The following is a 15286-nucleotide window of genomic DNA, read 5'->3' as shown; positions in this document are numbered from 1 at the left end:
CTATCAAGGCGAAAGCGGTGTGCAAGCTTCATTACTTGTGAATACTCAGATAAACCTCAAGCGCCGTATTCAGAAAATTCTCAATTTCCTCACGGGATTTGCGCAGCTTATTAACGAATCTTACTAGCTCACGGCCGTCGGTGTAAGCGACAAAGCTGGGAATTCCAAGAATGTTCTGTTCCTGGCTGACATCGCCTACCGCATCAACATCTACCTCTACAAGCGTAAGACGTCCATCGTATTTCTGCTCTACTTCAGGCATAAAAGGATCAATAAACTTGCAATCGGAGCACCAATCCGCCTTGAATACAGCTACGCTCAAGCGCGGTGATTGAATCGCTACCTGAAACTCCGCAGGGGAAGAAATTTTATCCATGGATTATCCAATCCTTTCTTCATCATTGAGTCGGTTACCCTTTAAGTGAAGCAAAATGTGCTCAGGAAGTCAAATAAAATAGACGAAATAAGACATTAATCATAGCATTATTCGTTAGTACGAACACGTTCAGGCTGAAGCTTCATCAGTGGTTTGAGCAGCTTCTGCAAAGCACGCGGATAACTGGCAACCTCCTGGCGGCTTAACACACCCAGCACAATCAGGAGCACAAGATATATGACGACAACAGCCGTTCCCACAACCAGACAGGTAATCAGGAAAGCAAGCCGTGCAGGCATCAGATGGGTCAGCATAACTCCCGCTTCGTTCAGGCCGTAGCCAATTCCGCCGGAAGCGAGAACCGCAACGGTGAATCCGCCCCAGCGTTTACCCATAATCTCAAAAGGAACAATGGTTTTGAGCATGCGCAGATTAAGATAAGTAATGATGAAGAAGCAAAGCGCCGTTGCTGCGATAATGCCGTATATCCCGAAGGCGCGGCTCAGCAGGAAGTTTGAACCTAACTTCACGAGAAGACCTGCCATCACATAATACATGGAAATTCGTGATTTCCCCATTCCCAGCAGAATGGAGTTGGTCGTCATCATTGTAATCTGAAAAATCGTACCAAGCGTCAGCATCGCAACAATCCCGCTGCCGTCAAGACTGCTGAAGATCAGTCCGTTCACAGAATAGGCTGATACAACGAGAGCAAGTACAATGGGTGTTCCCGTTAATATCGAAATACGCATCGCGAGCGTCACCTGGCGTTTCAAATGCTCTTCATCACGCCGGGCGTAGGCCGCTGAGATAATCGGAATCAGCGAGGTGCTTAGCGCAATGGACAACACAGGAGGTATTCCCGCGATACTCTGCGCCCGGCTGCCAAAAATCGCCAAAGCCTGGGTCGCTTCTGCCATGCCGATTTGTCCACTAAGCAATGGCACAATGAAGGAAGTATCGATAAAGTTCACTACCGGAACCGTAATTGAAGATAACACAATGGGTATAGAAAGCTTGAAAATATCCTTGTAAATACCCAGCAGCGGCAATTTGGCTTCATTGGTTTTATAGAGGGCCACTTGCTCCTCACTGCGGCGCAGCTTTATTGCATAATACAACATGACGCCAAATGCACCGATACTGCCGAGCACACTGCCGAATGACGCTCCCGCTGCCATCCATGTATTGCTGTATCCCTGGCGGAGCAAAATAAAAGCGAGCAGCACGGCCGTGGATACCCGGGCAATCTGCTCGACAATTTGCGAGATTCCTCCAGCCATCATATTGTTGCGTCCCTGGAAATAACCGCGCATCATCGCGATGCAGGGGAACAGCAGCAGTGCCGGTGCAATCGCCCGAATGGCCAGGGTGCTCTCTGGAACCTTAGTATGTTCCGCATAATAAGGAGCAGCTATGTACAAGATTGTACTCATCAGCACACCTACAATAGCGGCAAATATAAGTGCGGCCCGGTACACCTGCTGCGCTTCATGCGGCCGGTTCAGGGCATAACGCTCGGATACCATTTTACTTAGTGTGCTGGGGATTCCGGCTGTGGCCAGCGGCAGCAGCAGCAGGTAGACGTTGTTCGCCTGCGTGAACGAAGCGTTCCCGATATCATCGAATAAATGCTCCAGCGGCACCCGCTGGACAAGCCCGAGCACCCGGGCCACAAGCGCAGCCGCAGCCAGAATAAGCGTGCCTTTGACAAAAGATTCTTTCTTGGACAAACTGTTTCGCCTTCTTCGCTGTTAATTTATTACGATCCAGATAAAGAAAAGGACCACCATGGCAATTTGCAGTATGATTTTGACTACCGTACTGCTGAATAAGCCAAGCAATGCACCGAAGCTGACCTTGACCGCTTTGCCGGGATTTGAGCCAGCCATCAGTTCACCTACAAAGGCCCCGATAAACGGACCGAGGATCAGTCCAAACGCTGGAATGACAAACGGACCCAGAATCAGACCGATCGTGCTGCCGATGACCGAAGAACGTGAGCCTCCGAACTTTTTGACCCCCCAGGCCCCGACGACATAATCGGCTACAAATAATACGACGACAATCAGTGTCTGAATAATCCAAAACCAGACTCCGAAAGGTTCGAAGCTGAAGAACCACCCGTATACAAAGAAGGCCAGATAAATCGCCAGCGCACCAGGGAGAATCGGGTATACAGCCCCGGCCAGTCCGACCGCGAATAAAGCAATAATCAGAATCCAACCCAGAATCGCCATTGGCTCATCTCCTTCAAAGTTTTGATAGTACTTACTACAGGATATACTTTTGAATCACTTCAGCAATTCCATCGTCATTATTGGACGCTACCACAGCATCCGCCTCCTGCTTGACGGTTTCCTGGGCGTTGCCCATAGCAACCCCAAATCCGGCCTGCTGGATGGCAGCCAGATCATTCAGGCTATCGCCAACGGCAACAACCTGAGACATTTCGAGACCCAGCAGCTTGCAAACCTCGCGTATACCGGATGCCTTGTTGACACCAAGCGGATTGATCTCCAGATTATGCGGCGATGAATTGGTAATTTCGAGACCGCCCATATCCTGAAGCCGCATCAGCAGCTTATGGCGGATCTCATCATCCTCTGTGGAATAACCGAATTTGAGCCATTCCCTGCTCAGAATCTCTCCATCCCAGTTGTTCCGGTTGTACACTTCATCCACCGAATACGCCCAGAACCAGATATCGTATTCCTGGGCAATGTCATACATCTGCTGCACCAGCACCGGGTCCATCAGCGAGCGGCGGTACAGCTCATACGGAGCCCGCCATACTTCACTGCCATTCACCATAATCATCGGAGTCTTGAGTCCAAGCTGTTCAGCATAAGGCATGGCGCTTTTGGAAGCGCGGCCTGTGGAGAGACAGACGTGAACGCCTGCATCAACTGCCTTTTGAATCCATTCTACCGTTTTGGGGGTAATGATTTGTTCATCATTCAGTAAGGTTCCATCCATATCCAGTGCTAACAGGCGGTATTTGGCAGTCATTGCCACCCCTCCAATTTGTATGCTCATTTCAAGAGCTAATTATTTGGTCACTCGACCCGGCAGCATGGCCGCGTCAGTTGTTCGTCGTTCCGTCTGTTCCGCTTGCCGAGTCTGAGCCCTCTGCATTGGCATCGGTTTTCAGACTTTTCTTCGGCACTCCATCCAGTCCGTACTCATAGTCGTACGCGTCAAATATTTTTCGTGCAACCGGAGCGGCACTGCTGGAGCCGAACCCGCCCTCCGGAATAACAACCGCTACAGCAAGCTTGGGATTCTCGCGCGGGGCATAGGCAATAAATACCCCGTTATCGCGCAATTCCCCTTTACCCAGCTGCTGTGAGGTTCCCGTTTTGCGGGCAAAGTCATAAGGGAAATCATTAAACGCAGTAACATCGCTGTTCATGCCCTTTTTGATTTCGTTCCAGTAGGATTTGTCAAAGGTTGTTACTTCATCAAGTACCTCGCGTTTGAACTCTTTAACCACGTTGCCCTTGGCATCGGTGATTTTGCTGACCAGCTGCGGCTTGATCCGTACTCCTTCATTCGCCAGTGTCGTTACGTATTGGGCGAGCTGCAGGACCGTGTAACGTCCTTGCTGTCCAAATGAAGCATAGACCAGCGCAGCCTGGGCACTACCGGCAGCCTTGGTATCGGTATAGTTGATCTGTCCGAGATATTCATTGGGCAGTCCGCTTTTTGTAGATACACCGAGGCCGAATTCCTTCATATATTTATCCCAGACATTAATACCTTCACTATGATATTTCTCCCATAATTTCTTGCCAACCATGTCCACCATGAACGCATTGGAGGATTTCTCAATCGCTCTGGACGGGTCCATAGGGCCATACACGTGGCCGGAAGAATTTCGCACGGAGGATTTGTCATTTTTCCCGAAGTGGGCAATCCCCCTGTCCGTATAGGTAGTCGAAGTAGTGAAGAAGCCTTCATTTAGTCCTACAAGCACACTCAGAGGTTTAATGGTTGAACCGAGCAGCACCGTGGAGCCGAACTCATGACCCGACATCCCGGAGGAATACGGTGTAATGGTTCCGTTCTGGTAGTTGCCCATTATTTTCTTCCACACCTCGGTGTCCATTTTCTCGGCAGTCCACACATTGGTGTCATAATCAGGCATGCTGGCCATCGCAACAATATTGCCGGTATCGACTTCCATAGCTACGGCATAGCCGGTCAATGCATTCGGGTGTGTCTTGCCTTGTACCGAATTCGAGTGCAGCCATCTGATTTGCTCTGTAATGGCCTGCTCGGTCTTGAGCTGAATGTTCTTGTTGATCGTCATCCAGACATCATTACCCTTGACGGGGGGCACGACCGCCTCCACCTTCTCGGCCATATTCTGCGGACTCACCGAGATCACCTGATATCCGTTCTTGCCGCGAAGCTCCCGCTGATACTGCAGTTCCAGGCCATCGAATCCGACAAATTCATCGTCTTTATAAGTGAGGCCGGGGTCCGCATCCAACTGTTTCATCGCATTCTGAATATTCTTATAAATATTCAAGCTGTTGGACGACTTAAAGGGTTTGATATATCCGACAGTCTGTGCGGCTACAGATTCCTTGTCATAATGCCGGTTGCTTTCCTCCACAATCTCAAGTCCGGGATATTCGCTCTTGTGCTCCATAAAGTAGGCCACTTCCTGCGAAGTAAGGCCAGCCTTGATGCGCCGCGCCATAAAACCCGAATATTTCCGGAAATACAAATCCAGGGAATCAATAATATCTTTTTCAGTCAGCTTCTCAGCATTCGGATCACCATAGGCGCTAAAGTCCTTAACCAGCTTGGCCGCAAGGGCATCTGATTGGGCCTGCGCCTCCGGCGTAAGCACGGTTTCTCCCGTCACCTTATCCGTAACCTTGGCCGTGTATTCTTTAGTAAGTGTAATATAAAGCGACTGCACAGAAGTCGAGTAAGCGATGGGCTCTCCTCCCGCTGCACGAATGTTCCCTCTTATTGCGGCGAGCGGCACATTTTTGGTATCACGGCTTGTCTCCACCTCAGTCAGAGTTGGCCCTTCGACGAACTGTAAAACGGCAAGACGGACAATGATTACACAAAAGATAACAAACGTGCTAAAAAAGAATACATTGATCCGTAGGCCAAGCGAACTTTTGCTGTTGCTTTCCTCTGGGGGTGAGGCCTGCTTACGGAAAAAACTCACAGTTTTTCACTCCTCTACATCTAAAATAAACCTTTGTACCTGTGCTGACTCCATGTAAGGCCAAGTTCCTTACAGGCGCTTAGTCCAGTCACGATTCCTAGTCACAGGCATCAAAAATTGCACGTGCGGCCAGTGTGCGCACGAGAGTGTTCATATTATCTTTCCTCAACATCGTTTCACATGCTGTATTGTATCATAGAATCAAGGCATTCCGCTTCCTTGCTCAAAGCATACTTTCTTTGACATGGGTTTTATCGAAATCCTTGGGATTAAACCAATCCCCGCTGACTGCCCAGGTGGAATCGAGTGGAATCCAGGCCTGCCGGTCGGTGATGTACACTTCATTCCAGGCATGGGGGCCGGATCCCCCTTGGCCGTCGTAGCCCTGACCGGTCACTACGCGCACTTGAAGCCCCTGGGAGCGGGCCATCACTGCATAAAGACGTGCATAATCAATACATACACCGATCCGGGTATCAAAGGTATCCTGCGGAGTCTGCTCCTTCCAAATCCGGTTCTGCTCATAATTCTCGGCTTTGGCATAATCATAAGAGACCCTGGAGCCGACCCAATCATACAGCAGTCTGGCCTTCTTCTCATCGTCGCCGGCTTGTCCCGCTATATCAGAGGCAGCACCCACGATGTCGGGTGAAATCTCATGGTCGAGCACTTCGTATTTCCGCCGGAGGATATCCGTCATCTCCGCGGCAACCGCCTTGGTCAGAACCGGCAACTTACTGCGCACATTCTCACCGGCAAGGGGTTCGAAGACCGCAGATGCGCTTTGCCGGTAGATTGGGGATGATTCCACATAACGGCTGAACGTGCTGTCCGGATTTAAGCCCACGCCGATGTACAAGGCAAAAACAAGCAACAGGGCGCGCACAAGTCCGGTAGCCAGACCGATGACAGCTCCGCTGAGACGGCTCACCTGCGTAATTTTCCTGTTTCCGGACCTGCCCGAAAAGCGCGGAAGGGAAATCGGAAGCAGCATAAACAGCAGTCCCAGCAGCAGGCGGATGAGACTGTAGGACAAGAGCAGCAGCAGCAAAAAACGCACAAGCGGCGAACCCGCCAGAACGGACACCGCCGTATAGTACAGCTGCTGCCACTGGCTTAATTGGATATCCGGAAGCTCAATTCCACCTGCCCAGGTCTGTACACGGGGCGAGAGGTAAAAGGCAGCCGGAATGGCCAGGGCCAATGCAGCTATGGCAAGCAGCCCGGTTCCGAGCAGCCCAAACAACCCTCCCGCTGAGCGGCCAAATCCCCGGCTCCAGCCCTGCAGCAGCGAGAAGAGCACTATCAGCAGAAGGAGGATAGTGATGATATTGGCATCACTAATACTGTCCATCCAGCTGTTCAGCATAGCCTCTCCTCCCTTTCTTTCGCATCAGCTTGTATTTTAATTCCCGGCCCCATTCTTCCGGGCTTCATCAATAAAGGTTTTGGTAGTATCGTTAACACTCCACTTCCCAAGACTGACTCCGCGGAAAGTCACTTCCACTTTATCCTCACCGGCTTCACCCTTCACTTCAAGATTGGGTGTTGTGATCGTAAACGTACCGTCACCGCCTGAAGTATATTTTGCTTCTTTCGCTTCTTTCAGCATAACTTCCTGCGCTTCGCTCTTCAGGGTGCTGACCGTTCCATCCGCCACCTTATTCACAGCGTCTCCAATCTGATCCATTGTAACCCCGCTGTAAATAAACAGACCCGCAATGATAACAATAACAATCGCCCATTTCAGAACCGTCTTGACCAGATTAACAACGGCAAACAGCAGTACTAGCGCAATAACGATAACTAGCCAATTTTCTCTGATAAACTGTGACCATACTTCCGGATCCATCAATTTCCCAACACCCCTATCAAAAATTTCGTCACACCAGGGAGCAAGTCCCCATTAATACTAATTATTATACATGAATGCCTCTTATAATTCATGATTACCCACCCGTTCAGGTGGAATCCCCCAATAAAATGGTATAAGCCCCCCTCGACTCACGTAAAGTACAAGTAGGCTTAACCATTCCCCATTAAAAAGCGCCACCCTGCGCCAGCGCAGAAACGGCCCTTTCGGAGGTGTATTCCGTGAAAACCGCACTGTGGCTGTATTTATTTCTTTTCCTGGCATTTTTTGATCTGCATGCCCAGTACCCCATTCTTACCCCCTTTGCTATCTCACTGGGGGCGGGGCCGGCCTTCATCGGCTGGATGATGGGCATGTATTCCCTGACCCATCTTCCCGGCAACCTTCTGGCCGGGGTACTGGTTGACCGTAACGGCAGCCGCCGCTACATCGTCTTCAGCCTGACGGTTGCAGGCGCCATCCTGCTGCTTCAGGCCCACGCTCAGCTTCCCTGGCATCTGCTGCTGCTTCGGGCGGCCAGCGGCTTCGCCCTGGCATTTCTGTCTCCGGCCTGCATGACCCTGCTGGCTTCCCTCTCGTCAGATCCCATCACGCAGGGCAAGTATATGTCCGGCCATGGCATCATCCATACGCTGGCTTCGGTCGTATCGCCAGCTGCCGGAGCCTTTATCGTCCACCAGGCCGGGTATTCCGGCACCTTCAGCACCTTGGGCTGGCTGCTGATTGCCACTGGTGTGATGGCTTTCTTCAGTGTACCTAAGTTCTCCGGCAGTATGGCAGCTGCCAAACCATCACAGCCGCTGCAAGAACACCCGGTTGCATCCGAAAAACCGCATTCATCCGTTACCAAGCGATATTATTTGCTGCCCTTTTTCGTCTCCTGCTCGCAGGGGGTACTGTTCTTTGAGCTTCCTTTGTCACAGGGGAGCAACGGGATCGTATCCACCGGGATTCTGCTTTCGCTTCTCAGCCTGGGGGCACTCTTGACGCTCAGCCTGTTCTTCCTGAACCGGCTCTCTCCGGTTGCAAGAATTGCTGTGGCACTGCTCGGCATGGCGCTGTGTTTCTTCGCACTTGCAGCATTCACCAGCATTCCCGCAGGGGTCGTTCTCTTCCTGCTGGGAGCAGCGAAAGGTGTACTGTTTCCGGCGATGGCTTCGCTGTTCATCAGTCTCGGGGCAGGCGGCCATCTGGGCCGCACCTTCTCGCTGCAATCCATTGCAATGTCTCTCGGCGCTTTTGCCGGACCGGTGGCTGCAGGACAGCTAAGGGACTTCGTTTCTCCTTATTTCATTGCATTTGTCCTGCTCATGACCGCACTTCTGCTGTTACCTCCAAGAGATACCGGGAAAAGCGCGGCCTACCGTGCGGACTTGAACAGCCATGCCGCTTGAGCCGGCAAAAAAAGGAGCTGCAATTCCCGCAGAATTGAATCTGCCAGTCAACCCCGCAATCACCCGGTCTCTCCTTGAGCCGGGTGATTATTTCTTTTTACGACATTTCCCGGGGAATGAACACATTTTGTCCCTCAGCTGTTAAAAATGACGAAGCTTAGGTAATATACTTAATAAGCATATGACCGTGTTCATTAACATGCTTAAGATCACAAATCCCGTCATTACCATCTATTATCCGGGGGGGCGACAGATTATGTCCATTACCATCATTGTCGAAGGCAAAAACGACCGCAGCAGATTGCGGCGACTGCTGGCGCCGGAGGTCGACATCCTGTGCACCTTCGGTACGTTGAATACACTCAAGCTGGAATCGCTGCGGCGTAAAATCGGAGACGGAGAAGTTTACCTATATATGGACAACGACAGCTCGGGTAAGAAAATCCGCGGAATTCTGCGCGATGCTTTTCCAGACGCGGTCCATATTTATACCCGGAAAGGCTATGCAGGGGTAGAAGGCACTCCCGATGAATACAATCTCACCCAGCTTGAAAAAGCGGGGTTGGAGGAATACATCATCTATCCTCAGCCGCTGCCATTCCCGTTTCTGGAACCATAGCGGCAGCAAAAAAACGCCTTGTTCACCCTTCGCATGTAACCGGAGGATGAAGCAAGGCGTTTTTAAGTTCAATGCTTTTTAATTGGGTGCCAGCTTCTTCAAAGCACCGGCAAGGAATTCCGGTGTCACATTTTCTGTATCTCCAGCATCATATAGTCCGCGCAACCGGTTCTCCGGGTCTACAAGACCTATAAGATTAGCGTGGGCAAAGTTATCCTTGTCATTTCCATAAATAAGCACTTTAAACGAATCGGCAGCCAACTGCCGCACCTGTTCCTGATCTCCGCGCAGAAAATACCAACCGTTATAATCGGCGTGGAACCGGTCTGCGAACGTTTTGATGGCCTCGCGTGTATCATTCTTGGGATCAAATGAGATGGAGACAAATTCAACATCCTTGCCGAAGCTGCCGTCCTTGACCAGCAAATCCTGGGTCTGTGACAGCATATAGGTAGTGATGGGGCATACATCCGGACATTCCGTAAAGAAGAAATACACCAACCGCGCTTTCCCTTGCGTATCCGCAAGTGTTACTTGCTTGCCATCCACATTTTCAAGAGAGAAGTCCTGTACCTCCCCGATGACCGGCAGCTGCTTTTTCCCTAAATCCAAGGATTGAATCACTAAGTAAAGGGCCATTCCCAAAGCCAGGGCCAACAGCAGCCAGGTCCATTTGTAACGTTTCAAGGTATGCACAGGTGTACTCTCCCCCTCTTAAACGTGAGTCGTATTCAGCACAAGCACGATCAGACTGACAGTCAGGTAATTAATGGAGAAGAAGAAGTTCTTCTTCGCCCAGGCATCGTCATCCTTTGCTTTGAAGCCCGTCAATGTCAAGTACAGCCAGGCAACGGACAACGCGGCAGAAATAACAAGGTAGAATATCCCTGCATAATCATAAACGTACATCAGAACCGGAATCGGCAGCAGCAATGCCACATAGGGAATCATCTGGAACTTGGTGCGGCGTGTTCCCTTAACGACTGGAAGCAGCGGAAATCCCGCAGCTCTGTACTCTTCCTTCCGGCGGATGCCCAGAGCCCAGAAATGGGGCGGCTGCCACAGAAACAGCATTGCGAACAGCAGCCAGGCACCGAGATCCACATTACCTGTAACTGCAACATATCCGATAACCGGAGGCATGGCTCCCGAGATTGCACCTACAGAAGTACTCCAAGTAGATGTTCTTTTCAGCCAAAGGGTGTAAACTACTACGTAAACGAACATGCCGAGTATGCCGAACAGCCCGCTAAGCACACCGGAGAATGCAAACAGCACAGCAAGACCGGCAATGCCAAGCCCGATGGCATAGAGCAGAACCGTATTCGGCTTGAGTCGGCCCGTAGGCAGGCCGCGTTCACGGGTTCGTTCCATCTTCATATCCAGGTCGCGGTCAAAATAATTATTAAATACACAGGCCGAAGCCATGACTAGCATTGTACCGAGCAAGGTCAGAATTAATCGGCCGTATTGCACGTCCCAGCCCGAAGCCACCCAGTATCCTGCAAAAGCAGCGATAAGATTGGAGCGGATAATGCCGGGTTTCGTCACTGTAATAAAGTCACGCCAGCTTGCACCTTCCTTGGGTGATTTGGCAGACATGGCTGCGGAATCGGAAGAAGCTTGATATCTCAATTGATTGTCCACGTTTGGTGTTCCTCCTTCTAAGGGACTTCTAACGTTCCGCCGGAGTCAAGAACCGTTTTATCGTTCTTAATTAAGAATTTTTACCACTCCGCTGTTAACTTTATCATATCAAACCGGGAAAGACTTTGACAATCATTGACCAAGATGTTCATCAATTTGACAATTACGTGAAAATATTTATTTCCTCCTCCCTAAATAACTGGACGCAAAATTGGGTAGTTATTAATAGAGAACTTCCGTACAAAGGAGATCTGACCAATGGATACTGCTACACATTTTGTTATGGGCCTGGGACTGGCCGGCCTTTCCTTCGTTGATCCCGCCGTCGCCTCCCATGGAACACTGGCCGGGGCTGTCATGGTAGCCACTGTACTGGCCTCGCAAGCACCGGATGCCGATACTGCGTTGCGTCTCAAGGACAATGCGCTTTATATCCGCAATCACCGGGGAATCACCCATTCCCTGCCATTCCTGCTGCTGTGGCCGGCTTTGATCACACTGGTGATCGGACCGCTATTCGGATTTACCGATGTACCTTCTCTTAGCCATATTGCTCTGTGGAGCTTCATCGGCGTAGCCGTTCATGTATTCTCCGATTTGTTCAACACGTATGGGACACAGGCCGCGCGTCCATTCACAGAGAAATGGATTGCCTGGAATATTATCCACATTTTTGATCCGTTTATATTCGGCAGCCATGCCGCGGCAATTATTCTCTGGATCAGCGGGATGATTCCACCGGCACCTTTGTTTATCACCCTGTATGCCAGTATCGTGATTTATTATATTTGGCGGACCCTCGTGCATGCCCGGATTACGCGCAATATCAAGAACAAAGATATGCATCATAATGCCGGCGACCGTTATTATGTCATCCCCACGATCTCGCCATCGCGCTGGAATGTGGTCAAAGCCAAACCGGACGGCAGCTATAACGTCGGATTACTGAGCGGCGGGCGGCTGGAATGGTTCAAACATGCGGTGTGCTCCACCCACCCCGCTGTAGAACATTCCAAATCCCATCCGGACATTCAGGCATTTCTATATTTCACCTCATATGCTGTAGCCGAGGTCGAGGAATTGCCCTCCGGTTATATTGTACGCTGGGGCGATGTGCGTTATTTACACCGCAAGCAATTCCCTTTCGTAGCGGTGCTTGTAATGGATAACCAATATCATCCGCTCAACACTTATGTAGGCTGGCTCAGCAGCGAGAAACTGGATGAAAGGTTCGCCATTGATCCGGGCTCTGTAAAGCTGTAGTCAATAGCAGAAGGCGCCCGGTTTCCGGACGCCTTCTTTGCTCTGCCATGAATTACCGCTCTTGACGCCTGCCGCAACATAAGGCACAATCACCATAAAGCGTTTTCATTTAATTTTAGATGTTTATTAAGCATCATTTATTACTGCATATTATATAGTTCCTTATATTACAAAAAAAATCCGCAGCACATAAACGCTGCGGGATCATTCACTTACTATTATTAGAAAGGAAGGCTGGCAATTATGGGTAAAGGTCTGTCGCTTTGGTTCGCATGTTCTTCGATTCTAATGCTAACAGCTGCTTCTATCTCCATCAGCTTTAATATCTGGCTTGCGCTCCTGCTTGGCGTTCTCTGTGTCCTGAACATCGGCTGGGGGTTTATTCTCAAAGCCAGACTGAGACGCAAAGCGGAGGCAAGGCAGGCCTCTTAACGTAACGGGAGGAAACCCATCCGTTCCTTAACGGCGGCAAGGTTCTGCGCCGCCACGATGCGGGCGCGTTCCGCGCCTTCGGCAAGAATATCACCAAGCGTGCCGGAGCTGCGGATTTCATAATATTTCTGCTGAAGCGGCTCTAGCGTAGCCACCAGCACTTCACCAAGATCCTTTTTGAATCCTCCATACATTTGCCCTTCATAACGGTCGGCAATCTGCTGCAGGCTCATTCCCGAGCACTCGGCATAAATGCTCATCAGATTGCTGATCTCAGGCTTGTTTGCGGGATCATACACCACTTCACGGCCGGAGTCCGTCGTAGCACGGCTGATTTTTTTGCGGATCACATCCGGCGGATCAAGCAGTGCGATATAGCTGCCCGCATTTGGATTGCTTTTGCTCATTTTTTTGCTGGCGTCGTCCAGCGACATAATACGTGCGCCCACTTCAGGAATATACGGCTCCGGAACCGTGAAGAATTCCCCAAAACGGTGATTGAAACGTCCGGCCAGATCTCTCGTCAATTCCAGATGCTGCTTCTGATCCTCGCCAACCGGTACGAGATCGGCATTGTAAATGAGGATATCGGCAGCCATCAGCGATGGATAGACGAACAGGCCTGAGCCCACAGAATCCTTCCCGGAAGACTTATCCTTGAACTGGGTCATCCGCTCCAGCTCACCCATTGCAGTCAGCGTAGTCATGATCCAGCCCAGCTCGGCATGCTGTGGTACATGGGACTGCATATAGACATTTGAGATTGCCGGATCAATGCCTGCAGCAAGATAAAGTGCCGCTACCGATTCTGAATTTTCCCGCAGTGCGGCAGGCTCCTGAGTAACAGTAATGGCATGAAGATCCACTACCATGAAAAAGCACTCATACTCTTTTTGCAGTTTTACGAAATTTTTGATCGCTCCGATATAGTTCCCAAGTGTCAGTGAACCACTGGGCTGGATGCCCGACAATACTTTTTTAGCCATCGAATTACCCTCCATAAAATGTAATTTCCACTTTCGAAGAACACAAAAAGGCCCCACATCCGCAAGGGACGTGAGACCGTGGTACCACCCTTATTCGCTGCTTGAGGGGTCCATAGAGGACATCAGCAAACAGCCTTTGCTTCCGGTAACGGGGAAGTGCCGGCCGGTCTACTGAGGCTCTCCAGCCCGTTCAAGCGCGGCGCTCAAGGGTCCATTCATACGGAAGTGTCCCGCCGGTTCACATCAGCCACCGGCTTTCTGAAGGTGCAGTTCCCGCCTACTTGTCCCTGTCATCGCATTGTCATCGTTCATTAATGCATTCATCATAGAGCGATACTGAGAAGATGTCAAATCCGTTAACCACAAAAACATAAATCTGTTATGATAAGGTTATTCGCATTCTTTCAGATTAAGTTAAAGGAGCATATCTCTCATGAAACAGGTGACCAAAGGGCAGTGGGGCGGCTATGATACCTATATTTTACATAGCTGCGAACTTGAACTCACGCTTTTGCCGCGACTGGGAAACAACATTATCTCCTTGTGGGACCGTAAGGAGAATCGGGAAATCCTTCGCCGGCCTGATGAAAGCGACATATCTTTTTATCTGCAGAAGCCTTACCATTTCGGTATTCCGCTCTTAGTTCCACCCGGACGAATCCGCAAGGGGCAATTTCAATTTGAGGGTACAAGCTACCAGTTTGATCAGAATACGGACGGGGACAATCATATTCATGGACTGCACCGGACGCAGAGCTGGTGTGTCAGCGATATTGAAGAGGACGAAGAAGGCTGTGCGGTGACGACGGAATTCAATACCGGTGACGACGCTAACTGGATGAGGCAATTTCCTGTTCCTCTGAGATTCGAAATGACGTTCCGGCTTCAGGATGCCCGTGTTCAGCAAACTCTTAAGGTCACTCACTTAGGAGACACAGTCATTCCATTCGGGATTGGCTATCACACCTGGTTCATGATTGACGGTGAGCCCGGCCGCTGGAAACTGAATTTGCCCGTAGAAAGCATTTATGAACTGAACAACGAGCTCCTGCCCAGCGGCAGCCTGCTGCCGCTCGGTGATTTGGAAGCCTTTAACCAAGGAATGAATCTTCAAGGTACTAATTTGGATACTGTGCTAAGAATCGGAAAAAAGCAGCCCGCAGAAGCCTTGCTGCTCCGTGATGACGGATATGGGCTTCGCTATACTGCAGACAAAGATTACTTCCGTCATTGGGTGGTATATACGAAAGGGCCTGCAGAGCAGTTTCTGTGCATCGAACCCTACACATGGCTGCCGGATGCTCCGAATATCCCAAAGAACCCTTCCTTTACAGGACTCATTACCTTGCAGCCCGGCCAGACGCTTGCGCTTTCCAGCATGCTCGAAATACTCTATCCTTAACTTCTTAATTTCATATAATTACCATCCTTAAATTCTTTCGAAATCGTGCATGAATTCATCTCCTCGCGCTCATACTATCTTCACAACGGGCGAAGGA

General features: G+C 50.3%; 15 protein-coding genes. 5 read left to right on the top strand and 10 right to left on the bottom strand.

What is annotated here, in order from left to right:
• Positions 1-31 precede the first annotated feature (31 nt).
• The 7 genes from NYE29_RS15695 to NYE29_RS15665 form a co-directional block, all read right to left on the bottom strand.
• Positions 32-376, bottom strand: a complete 345-nt coding sequence (locus NYE29_RS15695) for a thioredoxin family protein (RefSeq protein ID WP_038596154.1) — start codon at positions 374-376, stop codon at positions 32-34.
• Positions 377-483: 107 nt separating this feature from the next.
• Entirely contained in the window at positions 484-2109 is a 1626-nt protein-coding gene (locus tag NYE29_RS15690; protein ID WP_340896702.1) for a putative polysaccharide biosynthesis protein, read from the bottom strand.
• Positions 2110-2130: 21 nt separating this feature from the next.
• Positions 2131-2616, bottom strand: coding sequence for a DUF456 domain-containing protein (locus NYE29_RS15685; protein ID WP_340896701.1), 486 nt, complete (start codon positions 2614-2616; stop codon positions 2131-2133).
• Between the two features lie 34 nt (positions 2617-2650).
• A complete protein-coding gene (locus NYE29_RS15680; protein WP_340896700.1) occupies positions 2651-3388 on the bottom strand; it encodes a Cof-type HAD-IIB family hydrolase in 738 nt (245 codons plus the stop codon).
• Positions 3389-3461: 73 nt separating this feature from the next.
• Complete coding sequence (locus NYE29_RS15675; RefSeq protein ID WP_340896699.1) at positions 3462-5573, bottom strand: peptidoglycan D,D-transpeptidase FtsI family protein; 2112 nt, start codon at positions 5571-5573, stop codon at positions 3462-3464.
• A 223-nt stretch (positions 5574-5796) separates the two neighbouring features.
• The gene (locus NYE29_RS15670) at positions 5797-6942 is read right to left on the bottom strand and encodes a transglutaminase domain-containing protein (protein WP_340896698.1); all 1146 of its coding nucleotides are present in this window, start codon (positions 6940-6942) and stop codon (positions 5797-5799) included.
• 36 nt (positions 6943-6978) lie between these two features.
• A complete protein-coding gene (locus NYE29_RS15665) occupies positions 6979-7425 on the bottom strand; it encodes a hypothetical protein (protein ID WP_340899730.1) in 447 nt (148 codons plus the stop codon).
• A gap of 242 nt (positions 7426-7667) precedes the next feature.
• Between NYE29_RS15665 and NYE29_RS15660 the strand changes: the two genes are divergently transcribed.
• On the top strand, positions 7668-8840 hold the full coding sequence (locus NYE29_RS15660) for an MFS transporter (RefSeq protein WP_340896697.1): 1173 nt from the start codon (positions 7668-7670) through the stop codon (positions 8838-8840).
• A 256-nt stretch (positions 8841-9096) separates the two neighbouring features.
• Positions 9097-9459 carry a DNA primase gene (locus tag NYE29_RS15655; RefSeq protein WP_038596172.1) on the top strand — a complete coding sequence of 121 codons (363 nt, stop codon included), beginning with the start codon at positions 9097-9099 and terminating at the stop codon, positions 9457-9459.
• A 78-nt stretch (positions 9460-9537) separates the two neighbouring features.
• Here NYE29_RS15655 and NYE29_RS15650 read toward each other — a convergent pair whose 3' ends face one another.
• Both NYE29_RS15650 and cyoE read right to left on the bottom strand, forming a co-directional pair.
• Positions 9538-10155, bottom strand: a complete 618-nt coding sequence (locus tag NYE29_RS15650) for an SCO family protein (protein WP_340896696.1) — start codon at positions 10153-10155, stop codon at positions 9538-9540.
• An 18-nt stretch (positions 10156-10173) separates the two neighbouring features.
• A complete protein-coding gene (cyoE, locus tag NYE29_RS15645; RefSeq protein WP_038596177.1) occupies positions 10174-11106 on the bottom strand; it encodes a heme o synthase in 933 nt (310 codons plus the stop codon).
• A gap of 258 nt (positions 11107-11364) precedes the next feature.
• On the opposite strand from cyoE, the gene NYE29_RS15640 reads away from it, so the two are divergent.
• Together NYE29_RS15640 and NYE29_RS15635 are read left to right on the top strand one after the other, a co-directional pair.
• Positions 11365-12369: a metal-dependent hydrolase gene (locus tag NYE29_RS15640; RefSeq protein ID WP_340896695.1), complete on the top strand. Its 1005-nt coding sequence runs from the start codon at positions 11365-11367 to the stop codon at positions 12367-12369.
• 243 nt (positions 12370-12612) lie between these two features.
• Positions 12613-12801: a hypothetical protein gene (locus NYE29_RS15635; RefSeq protein WP_038596181.1), complete on the top strand. Its 189-nt coding sequence runs from the start codon at positions 12613-12615 to the stop codon at positions 12799-12801.
• On the opposite strand, the gene trpS is transcribed toward NYE29_RS15635, so the two are convergent.
• Complete coding sequence (gene trpS, locus NYE29_RS15630; protein ID WP_340896693.1) at positions 12798-13787, bottom strand: tryptophan--tRNA ligase; 990 nt, start codon at positions 13785-13787, stop codon at positions 12798-12800. The genes NYE29_RS15635 and trpS overlap by 4 nt on opposite strands.
• Before the next feature lie 433 nt (positions 13788-14220).
• Here trpS and NYE29_RS15625 point away from each other — a divergent pair, with 433 nt between their 5' ends.
• Entirely contained in the window at positions 14221-15189 is a 969-nt protein-coding gene (locus tag NYE29_RS15625) for an aldose 1-epimerase (protein WP_340896691.1), read from the top strand.
• Positions 15190-15286: the final 97 nt, after the last annotated feature.

It is taken from the genome of Paenibacillus sp. FSL M7-1046 (genome assembly GCF_038007405.1).
In the GTDB taxonomy this organism is placed as follows: Bacteria; Bacillota; Bacilli; order Paenibacillales; family Paenibacillaceae; genus Paenibacillus_AQ.
This window is presented reverse-complemented; position numbering and strand designations above follow the sequence as displayed.